31 protein-coding genes are annotated in these 22,052 nt (G+C 64.0%); 10 read left to right on the forward strand and 21 right to left on the reverse strand.

The window, feature by feature from the left end:
• Positions 1-4 precede the first annotated feature (4 nt).
• The 16 genes from FHW96_RS05080 to FHW96_RS05155 form a co-directional block, all read right to left on the reverse strand.
• Positions 5-415 carry a C40 family peptidase gene (locus tag FHW96_RS05080; protein WP_216650780.1) on the reverse strand — a complete coding sequence of 137 codons (411 nt, stop codon included), beginning with the start codon at positions 413-415 and terminating at the stop codon, positions 5-7.
• A complete protein-coding gene (locus FHW96_RS05085; RefSeq protein WP_172339456.1) occupies positions 412-1,242 on the reverse strand; it encodes a DUF2163 domain-containing protein in 831 nt (276 codons plus the stop codon). Before FHW96_RS05085 ends, FHW96_RS05080 begins: the two co-directional genes overlap by 4 nt.
• Complete coding sequence (locus FHW96_RS05090) at positions 1,239-3,593, reverse strand: DUF2460 domain-containing protein (protein WP_172339457.1); 2,355 nt, start codon at positions 3,591-3,593, stop codon at positions 1,239-1,241. Before FHW96_RS05090 ends, FHW96_RS05085 begins: the two co-directional genes overlap by 4 nt.
• Positions 3,594-3,638: 45 nt before the next feature.
• The gene (locus FHW96_RS05095) at positions 3,639-4,235 is read right to left on the reverse strand and encodes a tail tape measure protein (RefSeq protein WP_172339458.1); all 597 of its coding nucleotides are present in this window, start codon (positions 4,233-4,235) and stop codon (positions 3,639-3,641) included.
• Positions 4,228-4,428: a phage tail assembly chaperone gene (locus FHW96_RS05100; RefSeq protein WP_172339459.1), complete on the reverse strand. Its 201-nt coding sequence runs from the start codon at positions 4,426-4,428 to the stop codon at positions 4,228-4,230. The genes FHW96_RS05095 and FHW96_RS05100 overlap by 8 nt, the downstream gene beginning before the upstream one ends.
• Positions 4,428-4,739 carry a gene transfer agent family protein gene (locus FHW96_RS05105; RefSeq protein ID WP_172339460.1) on the reverse strand — a complete coding sequence of 104 codons (312 nt, stop codon included), beginning with the start codon at positions 4,737-4,739 and terminating at the stop codon, positions 4,428-4,430. Before FHW96_RS05105 ends, FHW96_RS05100 begins: the two co-directional genes overlap by 1 nt.
• Positions 4,736-5,143, reverse strand: coding sequence for a phage major tail protein, TP901-1 family (locus tag FHW96_RS05110; protein ID WP_172339461.1), 408 nt, complete (start codon positions 5,141-5,143; stop codon positions 4,736-4,738). The genes FHW96_RS05105 and FHW96_RS05110 overlap by 4 nt, the downstream gene beginning before the upstream one ends.
• A 26-nt stretch (positions 5,144-5,169) precedes the next feature.
• Positions 5,170-5,559 carry a DUF3168 domain-containing protein gene (locus FHW96_RS05115; protein ID WP_172339462.1) on the reverse strand — a complete coding sequence of 130 codons (390 nt, stop codon included), beginning with the start codon at positions 5,557-5,559 and terminating at the stop codon, positions 5,170-5,172.
• Between the two features lie 5 nt (positions 5,560-5,564).
• The gene (locus FHW96_RS05120) at positions 5,565-5,768 is read right to left on the reverse strand and encodes a hypothetical protein (protein ID WP_172339463.1); all 204 of its coding nucleotides are present in this window, start codon (positions 5,766-5,768) and stop codon (positions 5,565-5,567) included.
• Positions 5,744-6,373: a phage head-tail connector protein gene (locus tag FHW96_RS05125; RefSeq protein ID WP_172339464.1), complete on the reverse strand. Its 630-nt coding sequence runs from the start codon at positions 6,371-6,373 to the stop codon at positions 5,744-5,746. Before FHW96_RS05125 ends, FHW96_RS05120 begins: the two co-directional genes overlap by 25 nt.
• An 86-nt stretch (positions 6,374-6,459) precedes the next feature.
• Entirely contained in the window at positions 6,460-7,581 is a 1,122-nt protein-coding gene (locus FHW96_RS05130; RefSeq protein WP_172339465.1) for a phage major capsid protein, read from the reverse strand.
• An 85-nt stretch (positions 7,582-7,666) separates the two neighbouring features.
• On the reverse strand, positions 7,667-8,107 hold the full coding sequence (locus FHW96_RS05135; protein WP_172339466.1) for an HK97 family phage prohead protease: 441 nt from the start codon (positions 8,105-8,107) through the stop codon (positions 7,667-7,669).
• A complete protein-coding gene (locus tag FHW96_RS05140) occupies positions 8,104-8,412 on the reverse strand; it encodes a DUF6127 family protein (RefSeq protein WP_172339467.1) in 309 nt (102 codons plus the stop codon). Before FHW96_RS05140 ends, FHW96_RS05135 begins: the two co-directional genes overlap by 4 nt.
• Positions 8,409-9,557 (reverse strand): phage portal protein, encoded by a 1,149-nt coding sequence (locus FHW96_RS05145; protein ID WP_172339468.1) that lies wholly within the window; start codon positions 9,555-9,557, stop codon positions 8,409-8,411. The genes FHW96_RS05140 and FHW96_RS05145 overlap by 4 nt, the downstream gene beginning before the upstream one ends.
• A gap of 37 nt (positions 9,558-9,594) precedes the next feature.
• Entirely contained in the window at positions 9,595-10,920 is a 1,326-nt protein-coding gene (locus FHW96_RS05150; protein ID WP_172339469.1) for a DNA-packaging protein, read from the reverse strand.
• The gene (locus tag FHW96_RS05155) at positions 10,910-11,413 is read right to left on the reverse strand and encodes a hypothetical protein (RefSeq protein WP_172339470.1); all 504 of its coding nucleotides are present in this window, start codon (positions 11,411-11,413) and stop codon (positions 10,910-10,912) included. Before FHW96_RS05155 ends, FHW96_RS05150 begins: the two co-directional genes overlap by 11 nt.
• A 183-nt stretch (positions 11,414-11,596) precedes the next feature.
• On the opposite strand from FHW96_RS05155, the gene FHW96_RS05160 reads away from it, so the two are divergent.
• A complete protein-coding gene (locus FHW96_RS05160; RefSeq protein ID WP_172339471.1) occupies positions 11,597-12,247 on the forward strand; it encodes a YqaA family protein in 651 nt (216 codons plus the stop codon).
• Positions 12,248-12,457: 210 nt separating this feature from the next.
• Here FHW96_RS05160 and FHW96_RS05165 read toward each other — a convergent pair whose 3' ends face one another.
• The 3 genes from FHW96_RS05165 to FHW96_RS05175 form a co-directional block, all read right to left on the reverse strand.
• Positions 12,458-13,657 carry an aminotransferase class I/II-fold pyridoxal phosphate-dependent enzyme gene (locus tag FHW96_RS05165; protein ID WP_172339472.1) on the reverse strand — a complete coding sequence of 400 codons (1,200 nt, stop codon included), beginning with the start codon at positions 13,655-13,657 and terminating at the stop codon, positions 12,458-12,460.
• Positions 13,658-13,659: 2 nt separating this feature from the next.
• Positions 13,660-13,899 (reverse strand): acyl carrier protein, encoded by a 240-nt coding sequence (locus FHW96_RS05170; protein ID WP_168602972.1) that lies wholly within the window; start codon positions 13,897-13,899, stop codon positions 13,660-13,662.
• A gap of 78 nt (positions 13,900-13,977) precedes the next feature.
• Positions 13,978-14,355, reverse strand: a complete 378-nt coding sequence (locus FHW96_RS05175) for a response regulator (protein WP_172339473.1) — start codon at positions 14,353-14,355, stop codon at positions 13,978-13,980.
• 72 nt (positions 14,356-14,427) lie between these two features.
• Here FHW96_RS05175 and FHW96_RS05180 point away from each other — a divergent pair, with 72 nt between their 5' ends.
• From FHW96_RS05180 to FHW96_RS05200, 5 genes are read left to right on the forward strand one after another with little or no spacing between them, the layout of a single operon-like run.
• The gene (locus tag FHW96_RS05180) at positions 14,428-14,721 is read left to right on the forward strand and encodes a DUF3572 domain-containing protein (RefSeq protein WP_172339474.1); all 294 of its coding nucleotides are present in this window, start codon (positions 14,428-14,430) and stop codon (positions 14,719-14,721) included.
• The gene (locus FHW96_RS05185; protein WP_172339652.1) at positions 14,721-15,350 is read left to right on the forward strand and encodes an HAD family hydrolase; all 630 of its coding nucleotides are present in this window, start codon (positions 14,721-14,723) and stop codon (positions 15,348-15,350) included. Before FHW96_RS05180 ends, FHW96_RS05185 begins: the two co-directional genes overlap by 1 nt.
• Complete coding sequence (locus FHW96_RS05190) at positions 15,343-15,807, forward strand: RidA family protein (RefSeq protein WP_172339475.1); 465 nt, start codon at positions 15,343-15,345, stop codon at positions 15,805-15,807. The genes FHW96_RS05185 and FHW96_RS05190 overlap by 8 nt, the downstream gene beginning before the upstream one ends.
• Before the next feature lie 2 nt (positions 15,808-15,809).
• Complete coding sequence (locus tag FHW96_RS05195; protein ID WP_172339476.1) at positions 15,810-16,556, forward strand: glycerophosphodiester phosphodiesterase family protein; 747 nt, start codon at positions 15,810-15,812, stop codon at positions 16,554-16,556.
• The gene (locus FHW96_RS05200; RefSeq protein ID WP_371815634.1) at positions 16,553-17,692 is read left to right on the forward strand and encodes a GNAT family N-acetyltransferase; all 1,140 of its coding nucleotides are present in this window, start codon (positions 16,553-16,555) and stop codon (positions 17,690-17,692) included. The genes FHW96_RS05195 and FHW96_RS05200 overlap by 4 nt, the downstream gene beginning before the upstream one ends.
• 22 nt (positions 17,693-17,714) lie before the next feature.
• On the opposite strand, the gene FHW96_RS05205 is transcribed toward FHW96_RS05200, so the two are convergent.
• Positions 17,715-18,059, reverse strand: a complete 345-nt coding sequence (locus FHW96_RS05205; RefSeq protein WP_172339477.1) for a hypothetical protein — start codon at positions 18,057-18,059, stop codon at positions 17,715-17,717.
• A 296-nt stretch (positions 18,060-18,355) separates the two neighbouring features.
• Here FHW96_RS05205 and dksA point away from each other — a divergent pair, with 296 nt between their 5' ends.
• The 4 genes from dksA (at position 18,356) to ctrA (ending at position 21,724) form a co-directional block, all read left to right on the forward strand.
• Positions 18,356-18,814, forward strand: a complete 459-nt coding sequence (gene dksA, locus FHW96_RS05210; RefSeq protein ID WP_172339478.1) for an RNA polymerase-binding protein DksA — start codon at positions 18,356-18,358, stop codon at positions 18,812-18,814.
• 142 nt (positions 18,815-18,956) lie between these two features.
• The gene (locus FHW96_RS05215) at positions 18,957-19,325 is read left to right on the forward strand and encodes a PilZ domain-containing protein (RefSeq protein WP_172339479.1); all 369 of its coding nucleotides are present in this window, start codon (positions 18,957-18,959) and stop codon (positions 19,323-19,325) included.
• A gap of 101 nt (positions 19,326-19,426) precedes the next feature.
• Complete coding sequence (locus FHW96_RS05220) at positions 19,427-20,881, forward strand: ABC transporter substrate-binding protein (protein ID WP_172339480.1); 1,455 nt, start codon at positions 19,427-19,429, stop codon at positions 20,879-20,881.
• Positions 20,882-21,028: 147 nt separating this feature from the next.
• A complete protein-coding gene (gene ctrA / locus FHW96_RS05225) occupies positions 21,029-21,724 on the forward strand; it encodes a response regulator transcription factor CtrA (RefSeq protein WP_168602964.1) in 696 nt (231 codons plus the stop codon).
• 71 nt (positions 21,725-21,795) lie between these two features.
• Here the strand turns inward: ctrA and FHW96_RS05230 are convergent, their stop codons facing one another.
• Complete coding sequence (locus tag FHW96_RS05230) at positions 21,796-21,972, reverse strand: hypothetical protein (protein WP_172339481.1); 177 nt, start codon at positions 21,970-21,972, stop codon at positions 21,796-21,798.
• Positions 21,973-22,052: the final 80 nt, after the last annotated feature.

Genomic DNA, 22,052 nt, shown 5'->3' on the forward strand with positions numbered 1-22,052 from the left:
TTCCTTAAAGGTTTGGATCAAGGCGCCAGTGTTCGACCATCACGCCATCAGGCATGGCGGGTGAACGCAACACTTGCCGCTGGCCGGCATGAGCGTGGACAAAACTGCCGCCCGAAACGGCGATGACGAAATGCAGCGTGGCGGCCCCCATGCGCAGCAGGACCACATCGCCGGGCAGGATCGCGCCCTCGACCGCGACAAAACCCCACCGCCCGGCCAGATCCATCGCGCGCTGCGGATTGGCGTTGCGCCAGGCATAATCGGTGGGCAAATCGCCGGGGCGCCCGACCGCCCGCAGCGCCGCCGCCAGCACGCCCAGACAGTCCAATCCATGTTCGGGATGGCGGCCATGCAGGCGAAAGCGCGTGCCGACCAGATCCTCGGCGGCCTGCGCCAGATCCAGCGCAAAACTCATCCCGCCACCCCATAGCGCACCACCAGATCATTGCCCGGCAGGAACGGCTCGCCGCGAAAATTGACGGCATTGCCAAAACGCTCGCCGCATGTGGCCAGCGTGTGATCACAACCCTCGCGCAGCGTCACTCGCAACCCGCTGGTCAGCGCCAGATCGAGCGGATGATCCAGCATCAGGAAGCTGCCGGAGCGCCCGGTAATCGTCATCGACAGGCCTGCATAAGGCCCATCGATCCAACGCAGCGTCCCGCCCAGCAGCAGCCCCAGATCGAGCCCAAGACCGGAAGAATTGGTCAGATGGACCAGATTGCTGTCCAGATCATGCGCCAGCAGCGTGGCCTCATGGCTGAAACGCGCCGCCGAAAGGGCGCAGTCCCGGTCGCAGAATTGCGCGCGGCATGTGGGGCTCGTGCGCGGGATCGGATCGCGGGCCAGCTCTGCCTTGCTCGATTCCAGTTCGGCGACAAAGCCCTGCATTTCCTGACTGACCGTGCCGATCGCACCGCGATAGAGCGGTTGATGCTCCATCGTTTCCCAATCGACCACCCCCACCACCACGCGCGCGCCCTCGAAGCGGCCTGATTGCAGGTCAAAGGCGCTGATCGCGTAGTGGCTGATCGCGCCGGTGATTTCGGCCGAATCATCGTCCAACCCCGATGTGCGCCGGATCGCCGCAGGCATCATGCCGGGCGCCGCCATATGCTTGAGCCCATCGAACCACAGGTCGCGGTCATGCGTGGTAAAGCCCAGCGCTAACCCATCGCCGCGCATGATGCGCCAATAGGTTGCCACGGTTTCCAGTTGCTGCGCGAACCATACCCGGCTCATACCGCCTCCCGCACTTCGATCAGGGGAACCGAGGGCGCCTCTCCGGCCAGAAAGGTCAGGCCCGAGATGTCGAGGCGGTCCTGCTCAAAGCGCACCGGCACATCGAAGAGGAACCCCGCGCGCACGATGGCTCCGGCGGCGGGCGGCGTGGTGAATTGCACAGCCCCGCCCGCGCCCAGCATCCAGCCGCTGGCCTGCGCTACGCCATTGACGCTGACCAGCACCGAGCCGCTGCGCGGGCGGGTGATGCGCCGCAACTGGGCCTCATCATCGCCCAGCGCCACTGCGCCATAGCGTTTGACGAGGGGGAAGTTGGCCAGCACACCGTCGCCGGTGCCCAGCACCTGATCGCTGGCCGATGGCGTGTCGGTCATGCCGTTCGAGCTGAAATCGCTGGGGTCGCACAGGCGGAAGCCGCGTGCCGGGCCGCGCCGCGCGCGGAAGAACCCCAGCAGAACGCCCAGATCCTGTTCCGAGCGAATGCCCGGTCCCACATCAAAGCTCAGCTTGGCATCGCTCCATAGGCTATTGCGGCGTTCAAAGCCGGAGGCCGTGGTGGTCACGCTGGTGGAAAAGGAAGGGCTGATCTTGGTGTCCAGCCCCAGCGGCAGCGGATAGGCCACATCGTCGAAAGCGTTCATATCGTTGCTGTCCTCGGCAATAGGCAGGGCGACAAAGCCGTCACGGCAGACCTGCGGCAGGGCCCAGACGAAAATCTCATGCGCCTCCCGCTCGCGGGCCTCGCCAATGCCCTGATCAATCAGGCGCCATTGGTTGGTCTGGCTGGGCAGGAGGACAAAACCGGCCAGATAATCCTGCTGTTCGGGCGGATATCCCAGCCGGTCATTGACCAGTTGATAGGCGGCCTGACGCTGGGCATCGGCGCCTGCGGTCAGCCAGTCGTAATCCTCGACCTGAAGCCGGTCGAAAGCGGGGCTGGCCCAGCCGACCGGCATATTGGCCCGCCGCGCCTCAGGCGTCGCCGGGTCAAGGACCGTGGGCACGAAGGTCAGCAACAATGTCTCGCTGGCCACGCCCGCAGCCTGCGCCACCGCCCGCGTCGCGCCGGCCAGAGCGATGGTCGAGGCCGCCAGCATCGCGCCTGCCTGATCCAGCAGGGCGGTTTGCGCGGAGGTCAGGTCGGCGCGCAAATCGGGGATCGCCACCGGGCTGCCGCCAAAGGCTGCCTTGGCCGCATCGTCATAGATGCAGATCCGCCCATCGCTCATCACCCACCACCACGGCTCGCCCACCTGAAAGCGCACAGCGCAACCGGCATCGACCAGCAGTTGCGCAAAGGCGGCTGCGACCGATTTCTGCCACGTCATCGCCGCCGTATTGGCCGGAGACATCAGCGCCGAGGGCGGAGACCAGCCCGTCATCGCCGGATCGCCATTGGCCGCGCGCTGTTGCCACGCCGACGGGCAATGTGCGGCCAGCACTTCATAAGAAAGCGAGGCAATGGGCGAATAACCCCATGCCTTGCAGGCGGCGAAGAATTCCCCATGCCAAGCCCGCGCGGGCAGGCACAAAGGATCGCCCGACAGGCCCACCAGATAGCTGCCGCCCGAAGCGGTGAGCTGGAAGAAATGGCTCATTCCGACATAGTGCAGGATGCTGCCCCGATAGCCGAGTTGGCGGACCGAACGGAGCAGGCGGGCGGGCGTCTGGTTGAAACTGTCATCATAGGCGGTGGCCATGGCCAGCCCGTGCGGGGGCACAAAGATATTGCCGATCCGCAGCATCGCCCTTTGCCCGGTGCAGCGGATATTGGTCAATTCTGCCCATGCGTTGGCGCTGGTGCTCAAGGGTGTGGTCGAACCGGCAGCATAGCCATTGGGCACCAGCGAGATGAACATGCGGTCAATGTCGGCGGGATAGAGCGGATCCATCCCGAAATCGCGCGACCATCCGCCGAAGACATCGGAAAAGTTCAGAGTGATCTGTGCGTCCTCACCCGATCCGCTGGCAAAGTTCCACAGGCGGACATACCACGTGCGCGCCGCGCCGCCCGCATCGCGCCCCTCGATGGTCAGTGTTGGGCCATTGGTCTGATCCAGCGCGATCAGTCCGCCCGAGCGCCAGCGGAACGACAGGGTCGTGCCCGAATAATCGCGCGCCGTGGCATAGGAGAGCAGCGGATGGTCGAGCGTATCCTCGCTCTCCCAGATCAACCCGGCCAGATCGCCCTGCGTCAGAAAACAGGCGTCGAGCCGCAGGGCATCGGGCGCGGGCGTGGTGATCGCGGCCATCATCGGGCGCGGAAAATTCACTGTCCAGAAGCTCGGGTCAAAACGCTGGATCCAGTCGGTTTCCTGTCCCTCACGGGCGGAGGCAAGCCAGAAGGCCATCGGTGGTTCCTACTCAGTCAGGTTTGCGGAGGCAGGTTTGCGGCATCAGGCCTGCGTCAGCGCGCGGCGCACGGCGCTGGCCACTTGGCGGCTCGACCGCTGCATGGCGGCAGGAGCATCACTGCCGCCGCCGTTAAGCTGAATCGACACGTTCACATTGCGCGAGGTCGAGTTGAGCGCGCCGTTCGAGGCGACCGATCCGGCCGAGGTGGGCACGAACAGTTCCGGCCCGCGCTCGCCTACCAGATAGGCCTGACCCGGCGAAACCGGCCCCCCGGTCGCTCGTCCGGGCAGGCCGAGGACCGAGCTGATAAGCGAGGAAATCCCCGAGGTCGCGCTCGAGCTGCTCTCCAGCCCCAGCGCGCTGGACAAAAGGCTGCTTGACGCGCTGGCGGCAATATCGGCCAGCGCCTTGAGCGCGGTGGTGCGCAGATCGCCAAACCCGCTGCTGCCGCGTTTCAACGCCTGCGTCAGTGCGCTGTCGAGCGCAGAGCCAGCCTGGGTAAATCCGGGCAGCAGCGTGGTATCAAAGCCGCTGCGCATGGCGGAGATATCTTGGGCAAAGCCCTGCGTGCTGGCGCGCACGTCGATGAGCAGGCTCTGGACCGTATCCGATCCGCTGGAACTGGAAGTATTAGCCATGGTCGCGCTCCATCAAGCGGTTCATTTCCTCGCGGGTGAGCGGCGCGGCGCCGGGGGCGGCATCGGGGGCCAGAATGGCGGCCAGTTCGGCGGGGGTGGCGGCCCAGAATGCATCGGGCCGCCACCCCAGTAGTCTTGCCGCCAGAGCGGACAAGCGCCGAGCGCCTTCTCCAAAGCTGGCGCTTTGCCCCATCACCCCTCGCCTTGCAGGATCTGGCCCAGCAGGCCGCGCAATTGCGGCGAGACGCCTGCCAGCCCCTGCGCCACCACCGCTTCGCCCAACTGATCGCGGGTGATGCCCTCGCGCCGGGCAAGGCAATGCCAGAACAGGCCGATCAGCTCGGCCAGCCGCAATTGCCCTGCGGCCGCGCGCTCAACCAGAGCGAACAACGGCCCCAATTCCTCCTCGGCGGCCACCAGCGCGGCAAAGCTGGGGCGCAGCACGCGCGCCTCGCCCGCCACGATCAGGCTGGATTCGCCGCGCCACGGATTGGCGGAATTCATACCGACACCACCGGGCCAGAGCTTTCGAGTTGGATGGTGTACGAGCGCTCATTGTTGTAATCGCCTGAATATTCCAGCTTCTGTACCAGGAACTGGCCCTGCATTTTGCTGCCGTCCTCAAAGCTGAGCTGATAGGTGTCGATCACCCCGCCCAGTGCATTGGTGCGGATGCGGGTTTCGGCGGCCGATCCCATGAACACCCCGGCGGCGCTGACCGAAATGGTGCGCGCGCCGGCACCCGAAAGCAGGTCGCGCCAGCCCGCGCTGTCCTTGGTGGTGATGGCCACGGCCTGTCCGGCAATCGACATCTGGGTGGTGCGCAGGCCCGCCACGGTGTTGAAGGTGGGCGTTGCGGCACCATCGGTGATTTTCAGCAAAAAAGCGGCTCCGGATTGAGCGGTCATGGTGTCCTCCTTGAAAGGAAAGGGTTTCAGACAGCGATGGTGCGGAAGCGATATTCCAGCAGCATCGCGCGCGTGTTGTTGGCGCGCGCTTCGGCGCGGCTGCGCAGGAAGTTCAGCGTGACGATGCGATAGGCGCCCTGATCATGCGGCAGGCTGGCGATGCGGGCCTGAACCGCGCCGGTCATTGCGGCGCCATCTTCGGGCCGGTCGCCGCGCAGATGCAGTTCGAGCGCGATGCGCGTTTCACAGCCCGCTTCGGTCTTGGTGCTCCAGTCCACACTGGCGCTGGTGGCGATGGCCAGCCACGGCAGAGCGGTGCGGCTGGGCGCCTCCTCGGTGATGGCGTTGAGCATGGTGGCAAGCGTGGCATCGCTGGCCAGCCATTCGATCAGACTGGCGCGCAGGGGAATTTCCATGGGGCCTATCCTCCTTGGCTGGCGGGGGCGGTAAAGGCGGGCCAGAGCAGGCGCGCATTGCGCCAGATGGCGGTGGAATCGCCTCCGCTCCGGGCTTGCTGGGCGGCTTCCTGCGCCATGACTTCGGCCTGCCGGGTCAGTGCATTCACCAACTGGCCGGGATCGGGCTGAAACGAGGCGGCGATCATGCCATGCGCATCCGGCGCCATGGCCGCCACAGCGCGGTGACCGAGGCAGGCGGCAGGGCATCGGCCCCGGCGCTTTCACGCTGGCGATAGTGATGCGCGGCAAGGCGCATGATCCCATGGCGCAACGATTCGGGCAGGCCCGACCATTGATCCGCCAATCCGGCGGTAAAACGCACTACCGCGCGGTCCAGCCCGATGGCGGCGGGAATGCGGATCGCGCATTGCCCATCGCCGTCGATCCGCACCGAATACTGGGTGTCGGACAGAGTGCTGCGCGTGCCGGTGCTGCTCAGCGCTTCAGCCGAGATCAGCGCCGAGACAGGGCGCAGGCCCAGCCGGTGCCAGCCATCGTTGCCGCCCCGCCCGTGCCAGTCGCCGGGGAAATGGCAGCTTTGCCAATCGGCCGGGCCGGGCAGGGCGGAGCGGCCGGTGGGTACGCACAGCGTTTCTTCATAGGTGACGGCCAGCGGCACCATGCCGATATAATCGGCGCAAACCTCCAGCGCGGTGCTGAGCAGGCTGGTCAGACCCGCATCGTCCGCCGAAATGGTGATGCCAAGCCAGTCCTTCAGCTCGGCCAGCGCCGCAGGTGCCAGGGCCGGTGGCGTGACGATAACCCGCGTCATGGCGGTCTCCCTTATTGCATGAACGAAAAAGATGCCCTTCGCGCCGAAACGGCGTCGCGGCGCGAAGGGCCAGGCGGGGAGAGCCTTTAGGCGGTGATCTTGAGCAGCTTGATCGCGTCGCTATCGAGCACCTGCCCGCCCACGCGCTTGGTGGCGTAGAAGTTGACATAGGGCTTGTTGCTGTAGGGATCGCGCAGCAGACGGGTGCCAAAGCGTTCGGTGATCAGATAGCCGTTCTGGAAATTGCCAAACGCGATCGGATAGGCGCCGGCAGCTACATCGGGCATGTCCGATGCCTCGACCACCGGATAGCCCAGCAGGCGGTTAGGCTGACCTTCGATGACCGAAGGCTGCCAGATATAGCCGCCGGTCGAATCCTTGACCTTGCGGATCTGGGCGATGGTGGCCGCATTCATCACCCATGCCGCGCCCTGACGATGGCCCGGTTTCAGCGCCATCACCATGTCGATCAGCCGGTCATCGGGCGCCGTGCCAAGGCCCGCCGCATCACCCGAGCCCAGATGCTGGAGCATGCCAAAGGTGCGGCTGGTATCGTCGGCGGTGCTGGTGGCGCCGGTCAGAAAGCCCAGCGGCTGGTTGGTGCCCGTGCCCGAAACGAAGGCGGCCCCTTCGGCGCGGGCAAATTCATTGGCGATCTGGCCCGCCAGCCAGCCTTCGACATCAAAGCCGGCATCGTCCAGCATGAACTGCGTGGCCGAGGGGTTGGCATAGAGTTCGCCCGAGGGGGGGATGATTTCGGCGAATTTGGGCGAGGTCGTTTCGCCCCGCGCGCCGGTCTGGCTGGCCCAGCCCGACTGCGGCGCGCCCGTGGCGATCAGCTTGCGATAGTCCGAGGTGGTGGTCTGGACAACCTGCGCGATCGAGCGGATCGGGCTGAGGCGCAGCAGGCGCTCGGCGATCTGCTGATCCAGTACGGTGGGGACGACGAAGCCGCCATCGCCCATCACCGCGGTGTTGAGCGACTTCAGCTCGGTCTCGCGTCCGGCGCGCAGATAGCCGTCGACAAAGCCCTTCAGCTCATGATTGCCGCCATGGGCCGCACTCAGCGGCGGGCGGGACGTGCGAAACCGCGACTTCACTTCCTCGATCTCGCCGCGCAGGGCGCTCAGCGCGGCATCGGCGGCTTCTTGACGGGCCACGATGTCGAACGAGGCGTCGAGACCGGCGTTGAGGTTTTCATGTTCCATGAGGTATTTACCTTTCTGACAAAAAAGCCGCCCCCAAAAATGGCGGCTCGACGAAAAACGGGAAAAGGGGATGGTCAGGCCGGGTTCAGGCGGCCGAAGGGGAGGCGATCATGTGAACCCGCGCGTCATGCTGCATCGGGTGGCTAACCAGGCTGACCTCGAACAGATCGATGTCGCGCAATTCGCGGCCCTGCGCATCGCGTTCAAAGGTGCGGGCGCGATAGCCGAAACTCAGGCCCGTGACCTTGCCGGTTTTCAATGCTGCCGCCGCGCCGCCCGCTGGATTGTCGATCCGGGCGATCACGCGCAGGCCCCGCTCATCCTCGGCGGCATTTTCGATCCAGCCGATCTGCTGGTCCGGATTATGCTGCCAGAATAAGGGCAGGGGGCCTTGGCGGCGGGCGTCGCGTTCGGCCAGCGTGCGGGTAAAGGCGCCGGGGCGGATCGTGTCGCGCCCCGCATCGCGCTTGTCGAACAGGGCGGCATAGCCGGCAAAGCGCAGGCGATCTTCAGGTTCTGCCGTCATTTCAGCAATTCTCCCGCGCCCGACCGCATGGCAATGCCCACCAGCACCGCGGCCAGCCCCGCGCGCACCGCCCAATCGATCACCGCTTTCCACATGCTGCGCTTGGCATCGCGCCATGCGCGCAGCAGTTCGCGCAGTTCCGAAAGGTCATCGGAGGCGCCATCATCGCTCAGCCCCATGCGCGCCAGCATCCGCGCCGCGCCCAACTCGCTGGCCTCTTCGACAATCGCGCGCAGGGTGATCAGATCGCCCCCATCGGCATTTTCCTGCGCCATCAGCCGTGCCAGCATGTCCTCGCGCTTCATGGCTGCACCAGTGCCGGAAGGCCCAGCATCTCGCGCTTTTCCGCATCGGTCAGGAAACCGGCAGCGTTGATCTGGCTCCACAGCGCCTGCCGGTCCTCGGCCAGCGCGGGGATGCGATCAAGGTCGATGGCCAGACGCGCATCGGGGAACCATGTCTCCAGCCCCTCGGCAATGGCGGAGAGCAGCTTGTCGGCCAGCGGCAGCAGCGTCAGCCGCCAGAGCGCCTTGTTGGCCTCCTTGTAATTGTTGTAGGTGCTGTCACCGGGCAGGCCCAACAGCATCGGCGGCACGCCAAAGGCCAGCGCGATGTCGCGCGCGGCGGCCGATTTCAGTGCGGCGAAATCCATGTCGGCGGGCGACATCGACATCGACTGCCATTTGAGGCCCCCTTCGAGCAGCATCGGCCGCCCGGCATTGGGAGAGCCGGAAAAGACCCGGTTCAATTCCTCGCGCAGCCGGTCGAACTGTTCGCCCGAAAGGCCCGCGCCATTGCCCGCATCATAGACCAGCGCCCCTGAAGGCCGCGCCGCATTTTCCAGCAGGGACCGGTTCCAGTTGGCCGCCGCATTATGCGTGGCCACCGCCTGATCCGCCGCGCCAAGGCAGCCCGCGCCATAATGATCGTCGCCGGGATGATAGCCTTTGATATGGATGATATTGGGCGAGGCATCGGCATCGCACATCGGGATCGTCATCGAGCGGTCGCCCACGCGATAGGTGATCCCCGTGGGCCAGCCGTCATTGCCGAACGCCAGCGTCACGCGCTCCGGGCGCAGGGCGAAGAGTTCGACCGGATAGCCCAGCCCGTCCTTCAGGATCTGCACATAGGCATTGCCGTGAAGCAGCAACTGGCTGGCCAGCGTTTCGAGCAGCGATTGCCCCGCCGAAGTTTCCAGCACCAGCATGGCCAGCGATGGATCGGTCGGCGCCAGCGGCGCCCCGGCAATGCCATCGGCCACCAGTCGTACCGCGCGATGCGCCACCGGGTTTTCCAGATAGGCATGGCGCACCGCACGGTGATAATCGAAGGGCAGCCGCCCCCCTCCGCTCTCACCAAACATCCATGGCGAGACATAGGATTGGGCCAGCGGCACACGGGCTCCCTTGCCCTTGAAGGCGGAAGCGATTGTTTCAAGGAAGGTCATGGGATCGCCTTTCAAAACAAGTGGTTGGGCGAAAATGTTACAGATCGAGCACACGCGGCGGCGCGCGGGTGGAAAGCATCAGTTCGGTCAGCGCCCAGACGGCGGCATCGGCCCGGTCGGGTGAGCGGCCCGGCCCCTGATAGGCCCCGCCCGACACCAGACCGCAAAGCTGGTCCTCCAGCGCGGGGAAGGCCCCGACATGGCGCACCCGCCCCGTTTCATAGAGCGCGGCCACCGGTTCGGCCCGCGCCGTCTTGCCCACGCTGGCATGGACCAGCCGGATGGGCAGGGCGATGCAGGCGGCGCGCAGCACGCTTTCCACCATCGCCCCGCCTTGGTTGGCCTCGGCCACAACGCGGTCGGCGCGCCATGTGGCGGCGGCCTCGGCCACCGCGCGGGCCCATTTTTCAGGGCTGGCGCGCTGGACAGTAGCGTCCGCAAGGATGCGCGCCACCCCATCCTCACCCAATTGCGCGACGATGATCCCGCAGGCATCCCCCGCTGCCGAGGCCGGGGGATCGACCCCGATCACGGTGCGCACGGGTTCGGCTCCCGCGCAGGCCTCGCGTACGGTTTCGATCATCGCGCGGGTCCAGAGCGCGCCCTCGATATCGGTCAGCAATTCGCCGTCCAATTCCTGCCGAGCCAAGGCGGAACGGCCAAAGCTGCGGCGCATATCCTTCAAAAACCGCGCGGGCAGGTTCGATAGATTGTCCTGCGTCCGGCCCCGCGTGACGATCGCATCCTCCTGATCCAGCAGTTGCATCAGCAAAGGCACCGCCCGCGGCGTGGTGGTGGCCAAAGCCTGAGGGTTTTCGCCAAGGCGCAGGCCCAGCAGGAGATTGTTCCAGCTTTGCTCGGCCCGCTGCGCTGCATTATCCCATTTGGCGATCTCGTCGCACCAGGCATGGCTGTGTTGCGGCCCGCGCAGGCTTTCGGGTTCGCCCGCCGAATAGATCGTCGCCTGCGCCCCGTTGGGCCAGACCAGCCGACGCAGCGACGGTTCGAACCGGGGCCGACGGCGCGGGGGAGAGCAGGTCAGAAGGCCGCTCTCGCCCTCGACCATCACCGCGCGGGCATCGCCCAAGGACGCGCCCACCAAGGCAATCCGCGCATCGGGATTGTCGGTGGCCACGCGGCGAACCCATTCGGCCCCCAGCCGCGTCTTGCCAAACCCGCGCCCGGCCATCACCAGCCAGATCCGCCAGTCATCCTGCGGCGGCAATTGCTCGGGGCGTGCCCAAAGCTCCCAATGGTGGCGCAATTCGGCGCGTTCTGCCCCGGTCAGCACCGCCAGCGCCGCCAGCCTTTGTGCCATCGGCTGGGCCAGCAGGCATTCCAGCAGGCGCGGCTTACTGCTCATCGGGCGCCTCCGTCCCTGCTTCCGCTCCGGCTTCCTTGGCGGCCAGCCAGCGCTCGCGCATCTTTTCCAGTTTCGCGTTGATTGAAGCGAGGATCGCATCGGCGTCCTCCTCCTCGCGGATGGCGCGTTCGCGGGCGACCGTCTCGCGGTGAGCGGCCAGCAGGCGCAGTGCGGTGGCATTGTCGAAACTGCGCGAGGCGCGCTTGGCGCCGGTCGGCGGTTTCAACTCGCCCACCCGCAGGCGGTAAAGCAGCGCCATTTCCAGCGCGTCATAACCTTCGCAAAGGGCCGAGCGCCAGGCGCGCGCAAATTCGGCATCATGGCGGCGCGTGTCATAGACCACGCGGGTCGAAACCCCCGCCTTGGCCGACGAGGCCGTCACATTCGATGTCGCGGCCAGTTCGGCCAGAAAGATTGCGCTCCATCCGGCATGGGCGCACCGTGGAGGCGCCGTCAGCTCATCCTGACGGCGGGACTTGCGATTGTCCGCCATAGTTTTGATCCATTGCTTGAAGGTTTTCGCGGCCGGAGCGACTCGGTCTTTCGCGATGTTCACTATATGTACCCATTAAGCGTGACGATGTCAATGGAAAAGTGCCATATGGGTTAAGTGATCCGCGCTTGCCCATAGGCTCTGTGCTGGCTAAGCATCGCGGCGGATAGAAGGGGAAATCAGATGCTTCGCCGCCTGTATGACTGGACTATGGGCAAGGCCGCCGGGCCGTTTGCCGAATATTGGCTCGCGCTTTTCGCCTTTGTCGAGGCCAGCTTCTTCCCCATTCCGCCGCATCCGGTGCTGGGGCTGATGTGCCTTGCCCGACCGGATCGGGCGATTCGTTATGCGATTATAACCACATTGGCTTCTGTGGCGGGTGGCCTGCTGGGTTATGCCATCGGCCATTTCGCCTTTGCTATGGTGGGTGAAAAGCTGCTCGATGCGCTGCATTTGACCGCCAGCTTCCCCTACGCGGCATGTAAATTGCGCGGCGAGGCGGGCTTTATCGCCATCATCGCCAAGGGCGCGACGCCGATCCCGTTCAAGCTTATCACCATCACGGCGGGCTTCATCGGCATGCCTATCGCCAAATTCCTGCTCGCCAGCGTGATCTCGCGCTCGATCAGTTTCATGATCGTGGGCGTGCTGTTCCGCCTGTTCGGCGCGCCGATCAAGGCGTGGATCGACAAGTATCTCGCCGTGGCGGTGGCCGGGTTTATCGTGCTGGTGGTGGCCGGGTTTGTCGCCGCCGCTATGTTGGGCGGGCACAAGAGCGCTGTGGCCGATGAATGCACCGGGGTGACGATGGAAACGTTGACGCAGGTAAAGTGAAGTTTGCCTCCGGCGGGCAAAGGGCGGGGGCCCTTTGCAATCCCGTTAATGGGGTGGCGTCAAACCGATACAAATAAAGCCTGCGGCGCATTCAATGGCGCCGCAGGCTTTAATTTTTCAACATTGCGTCCAACACAAAACGCCGAACCCGATGCGCAACAAAGACAGTAACGGGAGCGCGAGGGACGAGTCCCTCGCATCTTTAACCCCTTAAATAATCCCGACCTTCTTACCGGCCCGCTCAAACATGCCGATAATCGTCTGCACCTGCTCGGCCGAATGCGCGGCGCACAGCGAGCAGCGCAGCAGCGTCATGCCGGCCGGCGTTGCCGGGGGCCGCGCCAGGTTCACATAGAGGCCTTCGTGCAGCAGCGCTTCCCACATGGCCGCGCCGCGCTCCAGATCGGGCATGATCACCGAGATGATCGCCGATTGCGGCGTCTCGGTGCCAAGCTTGAACCCACGCTCGCGCAGGCCGCCATGCAGCACGCGCGAATTTTCCCACAGGTGGGCGCGCTTGTCGGCAGCATGCATCAGCTTGCGCACGCTGGTCGCAGCCGTTGCCACAACCGAGGGGGGCAGCGAAGCCGTGAACACATAGGGACGGCAGACCAGACGCATGATCTCGAACTTGGGATGGTTCGAAACACAGAAGCCGCCGACCGTGCCGACCGACTTGGAGAAGGTGCCGATCACGAAATCGACCTGATCCAGCACGCCCTGCTCTTCGGCTACGCCGCGCCCGTTGGGGCCGATAAAGCCCATAGAGTGGGCCTCGTCCACCAGCACCATCGCGCCATATTTCTTGGCGACCGCGATCATTTCCTTGAGCGGGGCAATATCGCCCAGCATCGAATAGACGCCTTCGAGCACGACCAGAATGCCCGCGCCTTCGGGAATGCGCTTGAGGCGCTTTTCCATCGCCTCGATGTCATTGTGCTTGAAGGGTACGACTTCGGCATCGCCCATCTTGCACCCGTCCCAGATGGACGCGTGGCTGTCGATGTCGAGGATGATGTAATCACCCTTGCCCGCAATCGTGCTGATGATGCCCAGATTGGCCTGATAGCCGGTCGAGAACACCATGGCATGATCCATGGCGTAGAATTCGCAAAGCGCCTGCTCGACCGCCTTGTGCCCGGCATAGGTGCCGTTCAGCACGCGGCTGCCCGTGGTGCCCGATCCGAAATCGTCCAGCGCCTGCTTGCCCGCAGCAATCACGTCCGGGTCGAACGTCATGCCCATATAGTTGTAGGTGCCGAGCAGGATCGTCTCGCGCCCGTTGCACAGGGCCACCGTTGGCGAGATCACCTTTTCCATCACCAGCCCGAAAGGATCGGTTACGCCTGTGGACAGAAGATCCGTCCGCATCTGGATCAAGGGATCGAATTTAGAAAAAAGATCAGTCATCTTCAACCCTTGAGCTTGACCACGGCATCGACGAGCTGGCCATAGGTTTCGATTTCGGCCTGCTGGTTCATCGAAATGATGATGTCAAACTCGTCCTCGATGGCGGCCACGAAATCCATCACCGTCAGGCTGTCAAATTCCAGATCGCCGGCAAAGCTGGTGGCGTCGGAAATGGCGATGCCCTTCTTGTTGAAAGGCTCGATCAGCGCGGCGATCTTTTCGCTGGTGGCGGCGCGGTCCATGCAAGATTCCTTATGCAAATGCGGTGTTGGCCCTCTGGCCGACAATTGCGGCGCAAAAGCGGCGGCGCGGGGCAAATGTCAAGCGGGCGCGTTGTCCAGCAGCCGTTTGACCGCCGCCATGAAGGGCCCGATCGAAACCGGCTTGGCCAGATAGCCGTCGGCGCCCGCCTCGCGGATGCGCTCCTCGTCGCCCTTTCCGGCATAGGCCGTCACCGCCAGCACCGGAATGGCGCGCAGCAAGGGATCGGCCTTGGCCCCCTCGATCAGCTCCAGCCCCGAGATATTGGGCAACTGGATGTCCATGATCATCAGATTGGGCACAAAGGCCCGCGCCTTGTCCAGCGCCTCCAGCCCATCGCCCACCGGCTCGACGGTAAAGCCCTGACTCTTCAAAACATCGCAGAACAGCTTGCGATTGAGGTCATTGTCCTCGACAACCATAATTCGCTTTGCCATGCGCCTGCCTGTGATCGTAATGCGTTCGGGCCAAGGCTCTAGGACCTAACAAGGGGGCTGACAATTCTGCGCATGGTAAAAGTCGATGATGGAGAGCCCGAAAGTCTGGCTCTGGCTGCTTTGGGCTGGATTTTGTCTGATGACGATCATGCCGACCGTCTGCTGGCGCTGACCGGGGTGAGCCCGGAGGAATTGCGCGAAAGGATCGGCGAGCGCGTGGTGCTGGCCGCGATATTGGAGTTTGTTTTGAGCCACGAACCTGATCTGATCGCCTGCGCCGATGCGCTGGGCGTGCCGCCCAAAGCTTTGGAAAAGGCCCATGGCGCGCTGGCCGCGCCGATGGATGATGCGGATTGGGGGGCATGATGGCGCGCCCTCTGGTCATTTCCGATTGCGACGAGGTGCTGCTGCACATGATCGCCCCTTTCCGCGACTGGCTGGGCGAGACGCAGGGCGTCACCTTCACCATGAACGGCAATGATTTCTCGCGCTCGATGCATTACGCTGATGGATCGGCGGTGCCGGGGGCGGAGATGTGGCGCCTGCTGGGCGCTTTCTTCGACACCGAAATGCATCGCCAGTCGCCCATCGCGGGCGCGATCGAGGGCATGACGGCATTGTCGCGCGACGCCGATATCGTGATCCTGACCAATCTGGAGGATCACCGGCAAGAGGCCCGCACAAGGCAATTGGCCGATCATGGGCTGAACATCCGCGTGTTCACCAACCAAGGCCCCAAAGGCCCGGCGATTCGCGCGATCCTTGACGAATACCGCCCCAGCCGCGCGGTGTTCATCGACGATATCGCCCAGCATCACGGCTCGGCATCCGAGGTGACGCCCGACATTGCCCGCCTGCATCTTTGCGGCGAGCCTCTGCTTGCCCCACATATCACTTGTGCTTTCACCCAAGGCCATGCTCACGCCCGGATCGACGATTGGGCCAGCGCCTTGCCTTGGCTGACGGCCCAACTCCATGGAGACACCAATGACTGATTCTGTTGAAGCTCGCCTGACCGAACTGGGCCTTACCCTGCCGGTCGCGGCCGCGCCTGTTGCGGCCTATGTGCCGGTGGTCGAGGCTGGCGGGCTTGCCCACGTTTCGGGGCAATTGCCTTTCATCGATGGCGCTCTGGTAAAGGGACGCCTTGGCGAAAACGTGACCACCGAGGAAGGTTATGCCGCCGCGCGCGCCTGCGGCCTGATGCTGCTGGCCCAATTGAAGGCCGCGCTGGGCAGCCTCGACCGCGTTGAACGTATTGTGAAGCTGGGCGCTTTCATCAATTCGACCGGCGATTACACCGACCAGCCCAAGGTGGCCAATGGCGTCAGCGAGCTGATGGTCGCGGTCTTTGGCGACGCCGGCAAGCATGCCCGCAGCGCGGTGGGCGTGCCGGTTCTGCCGCTGGGCGCGGCGGTTGAGGTGGACGCTATCGTGGCGATCAAGGCCTGAGGATGACGGAAAGGGCCGATTGGCTGCGCGGGGCGGTGATCGCCCATCGGGGCCTGCATGATATGGCCCGATCCGGCGAACAATGGATGGGCCATTGGGCGGAGAACACACTCTCCGCCTTCACCTGTGCCATCGCGGCCGGATATGGCATCGAATGCGATGTCCGGCTGGCGGGCGACGGCACTGTGGTGGTGTTTCACGATGCCACGCTGGACCGGCTGACTCATGCCAAGGGGCCGGTGAAGGATCATGGCATGGAGGTGCTTTCGCGCCTGCCGATTGCCGGAACGCGCGATGTGATCCCCACGCTGGAGCAGATGCTGGAACTGGTGGCGGGCCGGGTGCCGCTGCTGATCGAGATCAAGCTGGAAAAGCGCGAGGATCCGGCGCCTCTGTGTGAAAGCGTGGCAAGGGCGCTGGCCGATTATGCCGGGCCGGTGGCGGTCATGAGTTTCGATTCGCGCGCGCCGCGCTGGTTTGCGCAAAACGCGCCCGATGTGTTGCGCGGCTTGGTGCTGGAGGCGCGCGATATGCGCGGCTGGCGCGCGAAATGGCTGATGCCGCGCCGGTTTTCTGCCGCAGAAATAGAGTTCCTCGCCGTGGATATTCGCGGTTTGCCCGATGATACAGTTGCGCATTGGCGCGAATCATGGCCCATCGCCACATGGACGGTGCGCCGGGCCATCCAGCGCGAAGTGGCGTTGGACCATGCCGATGCGCTGATTGCCGAAGGAGATGGTCTGGCGTGAGCGAAGCCCAATATACCGCGCATGTGCAGCCCGGCGTGTCCGGCCTATCGGCGCGGGAATGGGACGCTTTGACCGATGGGAGCAATCCCTTTGTCTCCCACGCTTTCCTCTCCGCGTTGGAGGATTCGCAAAGCGTTGGCGAGGGCACCGGATGGACCCCGGCGCCGATCACGATCCAGCATGAAGCGGGCCATCTGGCCGCCGCGCTGCCCGCTTATGTCAAGACGCATAGCCAGGGCGAATATGTTTTCGACCATAGCTGGGCCGATGCGTGGGAGCGGGCAGGGGGCGATTATTACCCCAAATTGCAGATCGCGGTGCCTTTTACCCCCGCCACTGGCCCGCGATTGCTGACGCGCTCGCCCGAATTGATGCCTCCCCTGATTCGCACCGCCGAGCAGATGTGCCGCGATGCCGGGCTGTCGAGCGCCCATGCCACCTTTATTGAGCCCGATCAGGTGGCGGCCTTTGAAACGGCGGGCTGGCTGATTCGCCATGACATTCAATTTCATTGGGCCAATGCCGGTTACGCCGGATTTGATGATTTTCTGGGTGCGCTGTCGTCGGACAAACGCAAAAACCTGCGCAAGGAGCGGCGCGCGGCGCAGGATGGGGTGACGATTCGCGCGCTGACCGGCGATGCGATTCGCCCCGAACATTGGGATGCGTTCTGGCTGTTCTATCAGGACACCGGCAGCCGCAAATGGGGCCACCCCTATCTGACCCGCGCGGCTTTCGACCTGCTGGGCGAAAGGATGGCGGACAAGATCCTGCTGGTGATGGCCTTTATCGACGATCATCCGGTGGCGGGCGCGCTCAATTTCATCGGGCGCGATTGCCTCTATGGCCGTTATTGGGGCGCGCGCGTGGACAAGCCCTTCCTGCATTTCGAACTGTGCTATTATCAGGCGATCGATGCAGCCATCGCGCTGGGTCTGCGCCGGGTCGAGGCCGGGGCGCAGGGCGGGCACAAGCTGGCGCGCGGCTATGCGCCGGTGCGCACGACATCGGCGCATTTCATCGCCCATGCCGGTTTTCGCCGCGCGGTCGAGGATTTCCTGCGGCGCGAGCGCGAAGGCATTGCGCAGGATCAGAATTTTCTGGAAGCGCGCACGCCTTTCCGGCGCGGCGGCTGATTCGGGCCGCGCGGCGTATCCGTCAGGCTGCGCGGCGGGCCGTGGTCGCAATCCATGCGCGGGCGCGTCGCTGGGCCTCGGCAATCTCGCGCGCGGTCATTTCCTCGGAAACTTCGGCGCGGCAATGCGCGGCTTCGTCATGCCCGCCCACCGCGGCCAGATTGAACCACTTATGCGCCTCGATCAGATCGCAGACCGCGCCATGGCTGCCGGTGGAAAAAGCCACGCCCAGATCAAAATAAGCATCCGCGCAGCCCTGACTGGCCGCGATCAGACAATTGGCGATCAGGCCGGTGATTTCCCCCGCTCCCTGATGGCCCGAACCGCCTAACAGATGGTCCTGCGATTGTGTCCAGTTGTATCCCATGTCGAAGTTCCCCATTTCCCGTTCATGAGATGGAAGCTGTCGGAAGATGGATAACAACTGGTAAACGGGTCGCTGATTTCTGCGGCCAGTAGGAGGACGTCATTCGGGGGTGATGGCGCTCATGTCATGATCCTGTCACGCAAACATGGGCAAGGCGCGCCCTATTCGTAATTTTGCGGTGGTTTAAGCTGCCCAAACTTGGCTTTGCCGCTTGTGGACCTTCAGGGGGCAAACTATAGGCCGGGCGATAGAATGGGATGCTTATCAATCCCGCGGACGGAATTCGGAGGGTTATAATGGCAAGTGGTCTGGCAGACGAAATCGATGTGCTGGTCAAGGCCAGGCGATCGCTGGCCGGTGATTATGTCCCGTCCGACGCCGAAGAATACATGAACGCGGAACAGCTGGACTACTTCCGTCGGCTGTTGCAGCAGTGGAAAAAGCTCATTCTGAGCGCGGCGGCCGATACGCTCAGCCAGTTGCAGGAGGGCCCGCTGCGCGAACCCGACCTCAATGACCGCGCCTCGTCGGAAACCGACTGGGGCATCGAATTGCGCACTCGCGACCGCCAGCGCAAGCTGATCTCCAAGATCGACTCGGCGCTGCGCCGGATCGAGGAAGGTGAATATGGCTTTTGCGAAGTGACCGGCGAACCTATCGGGCTTGGCCGTTTGATCGCACGCCCGATCGCCACCATGACGGTTGAAGCCCAGGAAGCTCATGAACGCCGTGAACGGGTATCACGCGACGATTAACGCCGATATCCGCATGTTACCGGATAGATTTACGCTTTGTTTGCCATTTTGCGTTAACACGTTGTTGTGAATTAGCGGGCCTGTTCTGGTTTGGAGTGATCCATGCCGGGATGGGCCATGGCAGCGGGAAGTGAGCCTACGCATGTCCGGTGACGAGCAACGCCAGATCAATCGGGACAGCCTGTTCATGCTGGCCTGTCTGCGTATCAGCGAGCGCGACCCGGTGCATCGGGTCAAAATTCGTAATCTTTCCAGCGGCGGGCTGATGGCCGAAGGCGATATGCGCGTGGTGTCGGGCATGGCGCTTGAGGTGGAATTGCGCAATGTCGGCTGGGTGGCCGGATCGGTGGCATGGGTTCAGGGCAACCGTTGCGGCATCGCCTTTAACGAAGAAATCGACGCCAAGAGCGTGCGCGCCGCGCAGACCGCCCCGGACGACTCGGGCTTTGTGCCCCTGCGCCCGCTGGCGGCGATGAAACAGGTCACTCCGGGCCAATTGCGCAAAATCTGACGGGTTAAGCATAAGATCGCGCGCGCCGGGCGTTCCTCTGCGCGGCAAATTGTTCTAGGCTTGGCGCAATCATGCTGCGCAAAAACCGCATTTCCATACTGATGGCTGCCCTGTTGGCTGCGGCCTGCCATGGCTCGGCCCAGCAACAGCCGCTGAGGGTGGTGATGGTCGATGATTCGGGGCCCTCCTCGCTCGAGCGCGAATTGCGCGCCGCCACCGCCGAAGGGCTGGTCAGCCTTGATGAGGAAGGCAAGGTCGTGCCCGGCCTTGCCGAACGCTGGATCGTGGCGGACGAGGGGCGCGGCTATATCTTCCGCCTGCGCGACAGCGCATGGCCCGACGGCACCAGATTGAGCGGCGAGACGGCGAAACAGGCGCTGCGCCGCGCCATGGCCGCGCAAAGAGGTCGCGCGTTGGGACAGGATCTGGCGGTCATCGAGGATATTCGTGCGATGGCCGGGCGCGTGATCGAGATCCGGCTGGCCCAGCCCATGCCCAATTTTCTCCAACTGCTGGCCCAGCCCGAACTGGGGCTGGAGCATCGCGGACGGGGCGCGGGGCCGATGCTGCGCAAACATGTCGATGGGCTGGACTGGCTGACACCGATTTCGCCCGATGCGCGCGGCCTGCCGATGTCCGAGGGCTGGGCGGCCGGCGTGCGCCCGCTGGCGGTCAGCGCGATGGGCGGCGAAAGGGCGGTGGCCGATCTGGCGGCGGGCCGGGCCGATGTGGTGCTGGGCGGACGGATCACCGATCTGCCGCCGATCCAGCGCGGTCTGCTGGGCCAGCGCTCGGTGCGATTCGATGTGGCGCCGGGCCTGTTCGGCCTGCTGGTGGAAAAAGACTCCGGCTTTCTGGCGGTGCCGACGAATCGGGCCGCGCTGGCCATGGTGATCGACCGGGCGGGGCTGGTGGCTGCAATGGGTGCGCAGGGCGGCGGCGTGCCGGGCTGGAGCCCGACCACGCGGCTGATTTCGCCGGGCATTGGCGAGGTGCAGATCCCCGAGCGATGGACCGATATGGATATGGACCAGCGCCGTGCCGTAGCTGTTCAGCGGGTGGCGGTATGGGCCAAGGCCCGCAGCGCTTCGGCAAAGCCCGAGGATGGCGACGGGCTGGATCTGAGCATTGCGATGCCGGGCGGGGTGGGCGGCAATGTGTTGTTTGCCCGGCTGGCGCAGGATGTGGCGGCGATCGGGCTGCGCCTGCGCCGGGTGAGGATAGGCGAGTCGGCCGATCTGCGTCTGATCGATCAAGTGGCGCGTTATCCTTCTCCGGTCTGGTTTTTTAACCAGTTGCATTGCGGTGTGCATTCCGTATGCACCCCCGATGTCGACCATCTGGTGGCCCAGGCATGGAATGTCGAGGCCCCTCTGGTCCCGGCCCTTTATGCCGAGGCTGAGCGCGAGGTGATGGAGGCCAATCTGTTCATTCCACTGGCTTTGCCGGTGCGCTGGACCATGATTGGCAGCGGTTCGGGCAACCGGTTGCGCGGTCTTTCGCCCAACATTTACGGGGTTCATCCCCTTTACCCTTTGTCGGGCGCATCGCATTAGGGGCGTTTACGAGTTCCCCTAAAAAAACGGGGGCTTCCGTGCCGGTTTACATTAAATTAACCTTTCGCGTTCATTCCTCCTATGGTTAATAGCGGATGCGTCTGTGAAGATGCGTTCGTGGGTTTCGGGGCAAGGGGGTTCACCCATATGCGCGTGCTGTTGATCGAAGACGAGCCGACTACGGCCAGGGCCATCGAGTTGATGCTCACCACAGAGGGCTTCAACGTCTATTCGACCGATCTCGGGGAAGAAGGCCTCGATCTCGGCAAGCTCTATGACTACGACATCATCCTGCTGGATCTCAATCTGCCGGATATGCATGGCTATGACGTGCTCAAAAAGCTGCGCGTGGCCAAGGTCCAGACGCCTGTGCTGATCCTTTCGGGCATTTCGGAAATGGACTCCAAGGTCCGCTCCTTCGGCTTTGGCGCCGACGATTACGTGACCAAGCCCTTCCACCGTGAAGAACTGATCGCGCGCATTCACGCCGTGGTTCGCCGGTCCAAGGGCCATTCGCAATCGGTCATCCGCACCGGCAAGCTCTCGGTCAACCTCGATGCCAAGACGGTGGAAGTTGACAGCGCCCGCGTGCATCTGACCGGTAAGGAATATGCGATGCTCGAGCTGCTTTCGCTGCGCAAGGGCACGACATTGACTAAGGAAATGTTCCTCAACCACCTCTATGGCGGTATGGACGAACCCGAACTCAAGATCATCGACGTGTTTATTTGTAAGCTGCGCAAGAAGCTGGCCCATGCCTGCGGCGGCGAGAATTACATCGAGACCGTCTGGGGGCGCGGCTATGTGCTGCGCGATCCGGGCGAGGATGCTGTAGCGGCCTGAACCTGCCCGCCCCCGAAGAACCCGACATGAAGGCCCGCCTCCGCAAGGAAGGCGGGCTTTTCATTTTGCAATCACCTTTTACGGCCGGCCTTGACCAGTGCTAGGGCGGCGGTGGCGCTCATCAGCAGGGCCGCGATCAGGCCGATCCCGGCGCCCCACAGGCCCGCGCCTTGCCCGCCCATCACCAATCCGGCGATAAAGCCGAGCAGGGGCAGAACGATCAGCGCAAGGCAGCCAAGGGCAAACATGGCGCATCCCATTGCCTGCTGGCCCTTGACCCTGCCTTAACGGCCTGCCAATCGCGCCGGGCGAAATCTTGAAGGCACAG

The sequence above is a fragment of the Novosphingobium sp. SG751A genome, assembly GCF_013149295.1.
Classification (GTDB): Bacteria; Pseudomonadota; Alphaproteobacteria; order Sphingomonadales; family Sphingomonadaceae; genus Novosphingobium.

Bases quoted from the DNA above. Each gene is read 5' to 3' on its own strand.
- FHW96_RS05170 (WP_168602972.1), bottom strand. From the start codon at position 13,899: ATGGACCGCGCCGCCACCAGCGAAAAGATCGCCGCGCTGATCGAGCCT.
- FHW96_RS05230 (WP_172339481.1), bottom strand. From the start codon at position 21,972: ATGTTTGCCCTTGGCTGCCTTGCGCTGATCGTTCTGCCCCTGCTCGGC.
- FHW96_RS05085 (WP_172339456.1), bottom strand. From the start codon at position 1,242: ATGAGCCGGGTATGGTTCGCGCAGCAACTGGAAACCGTGGCAACCTAT.
- FHW96_RS05105 (WP_172339460.1), bottom strand. From the start codon at position 4,739: ATGAATTCCGCCAATCCGTGGCGCGGCGAATCCAGCCTGATCGTGGCG.
- FHW96_RS05080 (WP_216650780.1), bottom strand. From the start codon at position 415: ATGAGTTTTGCGCTGGATCTGGCGCAGGCCGCCGAGGATCTGGTCGGC.
- FHW96_RS05120 (WP_172339463.1), bottom strand. From the start codon at position 5,768: ATGGCGCCGGATGCGCATGGCATGATCGCCGCCTCGTTTCAGCCCGAT.
- FHW96_RS05165 (WP_172339472.1), bottom strand. From the start codon at position 13,657: ATGACTGATCTTTTTTCTAAATTCGATCCCTTGATCCAGATGCGGACG.
- FHW96_RS05180 (WP_172339474.1), top strand. From the start codon at position 14,428: ATGGTAAAAGTCGATGATGGAGAGCCCGAAAGTCTGGCTCTGGCTGCT.
- dksA (WP_172339478.1), top strand. From the start codon at position 18,356: ATGGCAAGTGGTCTGGCAGACGAAATCGATGTGCTGGTCAAGGCCAGG.
- FHW96_RS05095 (WP_172339458.1), bottom strand. From the start codon at position 4,235: ATGGCTAATACTTCCAGTTCCAGCGGATCGGATACGGTCCAGAGCCTG.
- FHW96_RS05140 (WP_172339467.1), bottom strand. From the start codon at position 8,412: ATGAAGCGCGAGGACATGCTGGCACGGCTGATGGCGCAGGAAAATGCC.
- FHW96_RS05100 (WP_172339459.1), bottom strand. From the start codon at position 4,428: ATGGGGCAAAGCGCCAGCTTTGGAGAAGGCGCTCGGCGCTTGTCCGCT.
- FHW96_RS05135 (WP_172339466.1), bottom strand. From the start codon at position 8,107: ATGACGGCAGAACCTGAAGATCGCCTGCGCTTTGCCGGCTATGCCGCC.
- FHW96_RS05110 (WP_172339461.1), bottom strand. From the start codon at position 5,143: ATGACCGCTCAATCCGGAGCCGCTTTTTTGCTGAAAATCACCGATGGT.
- FHW96_RS05205 (WP_172339477.1), bottom strand. From the start codon at position 18,059: ATGGGATACAACTGGACACAATCGCAGGACCATCTGTTAGGCGGTTCG.
- FHW96_RS05115 (WP_172339462.1), bottom strand. From the start codon at position 5,559: ATGGAAATTCCCCTGCGCGCCAGTCTGATCGAATGGCTGGCCAGCGAT.
- FHW96_RS05215 (WP_172339479.1), top strand. From the start codon at position 18,957: ATGTCCGGTGACGAGCAACGCCAGATCAATCGGGACAGCCTGTTCATG.
- FHW96_RS05090 (WP_172339457.1), bottom strand. From the start codon at position 3,593: ATGGCCTTCTGGCTTGCCTCCGCCCGTGAGGGACAGGAAACCGACTGG.
- FHW96_RS05220 (WP_172339480.1), top strand. From the start codon at position 19,427: ATGGCTGCCCTGTTGGCTGCGGCCTGCCATGGCTCGGCCCAGCAACAG.
- FHW96_RS05175 (WP_172339473.1), bottom strand. From the start codon at position 14,355: ATGGCAAAGCGAATTATGGTTGTCGAGGACAATGACCTCAATCGCAAG.
- FHW96_RS05145 (WP_172339468.1), bottom strand. From the start codon at position 9,557: ATGACCTTCCTTGAAACAATCGCTTCCGCCTTCAAGGGCAAGGGAGCC.
- FHW96_RS05160 (WP_172339471.1), top strand. From the start codon at position 11,597: ATGCTTCGCCGCCTGTATGACTGGACTATGGGCAAGGCCGCCGGGCCG.
- FHW96_RS05190 (WP_172339475.1), top strand. From the start codon at position 15,343: ATGACTGATTCTGTTGAAGCTCGCCTGACCGAACTGGGCCTTACCCTG.
- FHW96_RS05125 (WP_172339464.1), bottom strand. From the start codon at position 6,373: ATGACGCGGGTTATCGTCACGCCACCGGCCCTGGCACCTGCGGCGCTG.
- FHW96_RS05155 (WP_172339470.1), bottom strand. From the start codon at position 11,413: ATGGCGGACAATCGCAAGTCCCGCCGTCAGGATGAGCTGACGGCGCCT.
- FHW96_RS05195 (WP_172339476.1), top strand. From the start codon at position 15,810: ATGACGGAAAGGGCCGATTGGCTGCGCGGGGCGGTGATCGCCCATCGG.
- FHW96_RS05150 (WP_172339469.1), bottom strand. From the start codon at position 10,920: ATGAGCAGTAAGCCGCGCCTGCTGGAATGCCTGCTGGCCCAGCCGATG.
- FHW96_RS05185 (WP_172339652.1), top strand. From the start codon at position 14,721: ATGGCGCGCCCTCTGGTCATTTCCGATTGCGACGAGGTGCTGCTGCAC.
- ctrA (WP_168602964.1), top strand. From the start codon at position 21,029: ATGCGCGTGCTGTTGATCGAAGACGAGCCGACTACGGCCAGGGCCATC.
- FHW96_RS05130 (WP_172339465.1), bottom strand. From the start codon at position 7,581: ATGGAACATGAAAACCTCAACGCCGGTCTCGACGCCTCGTTCGACATC.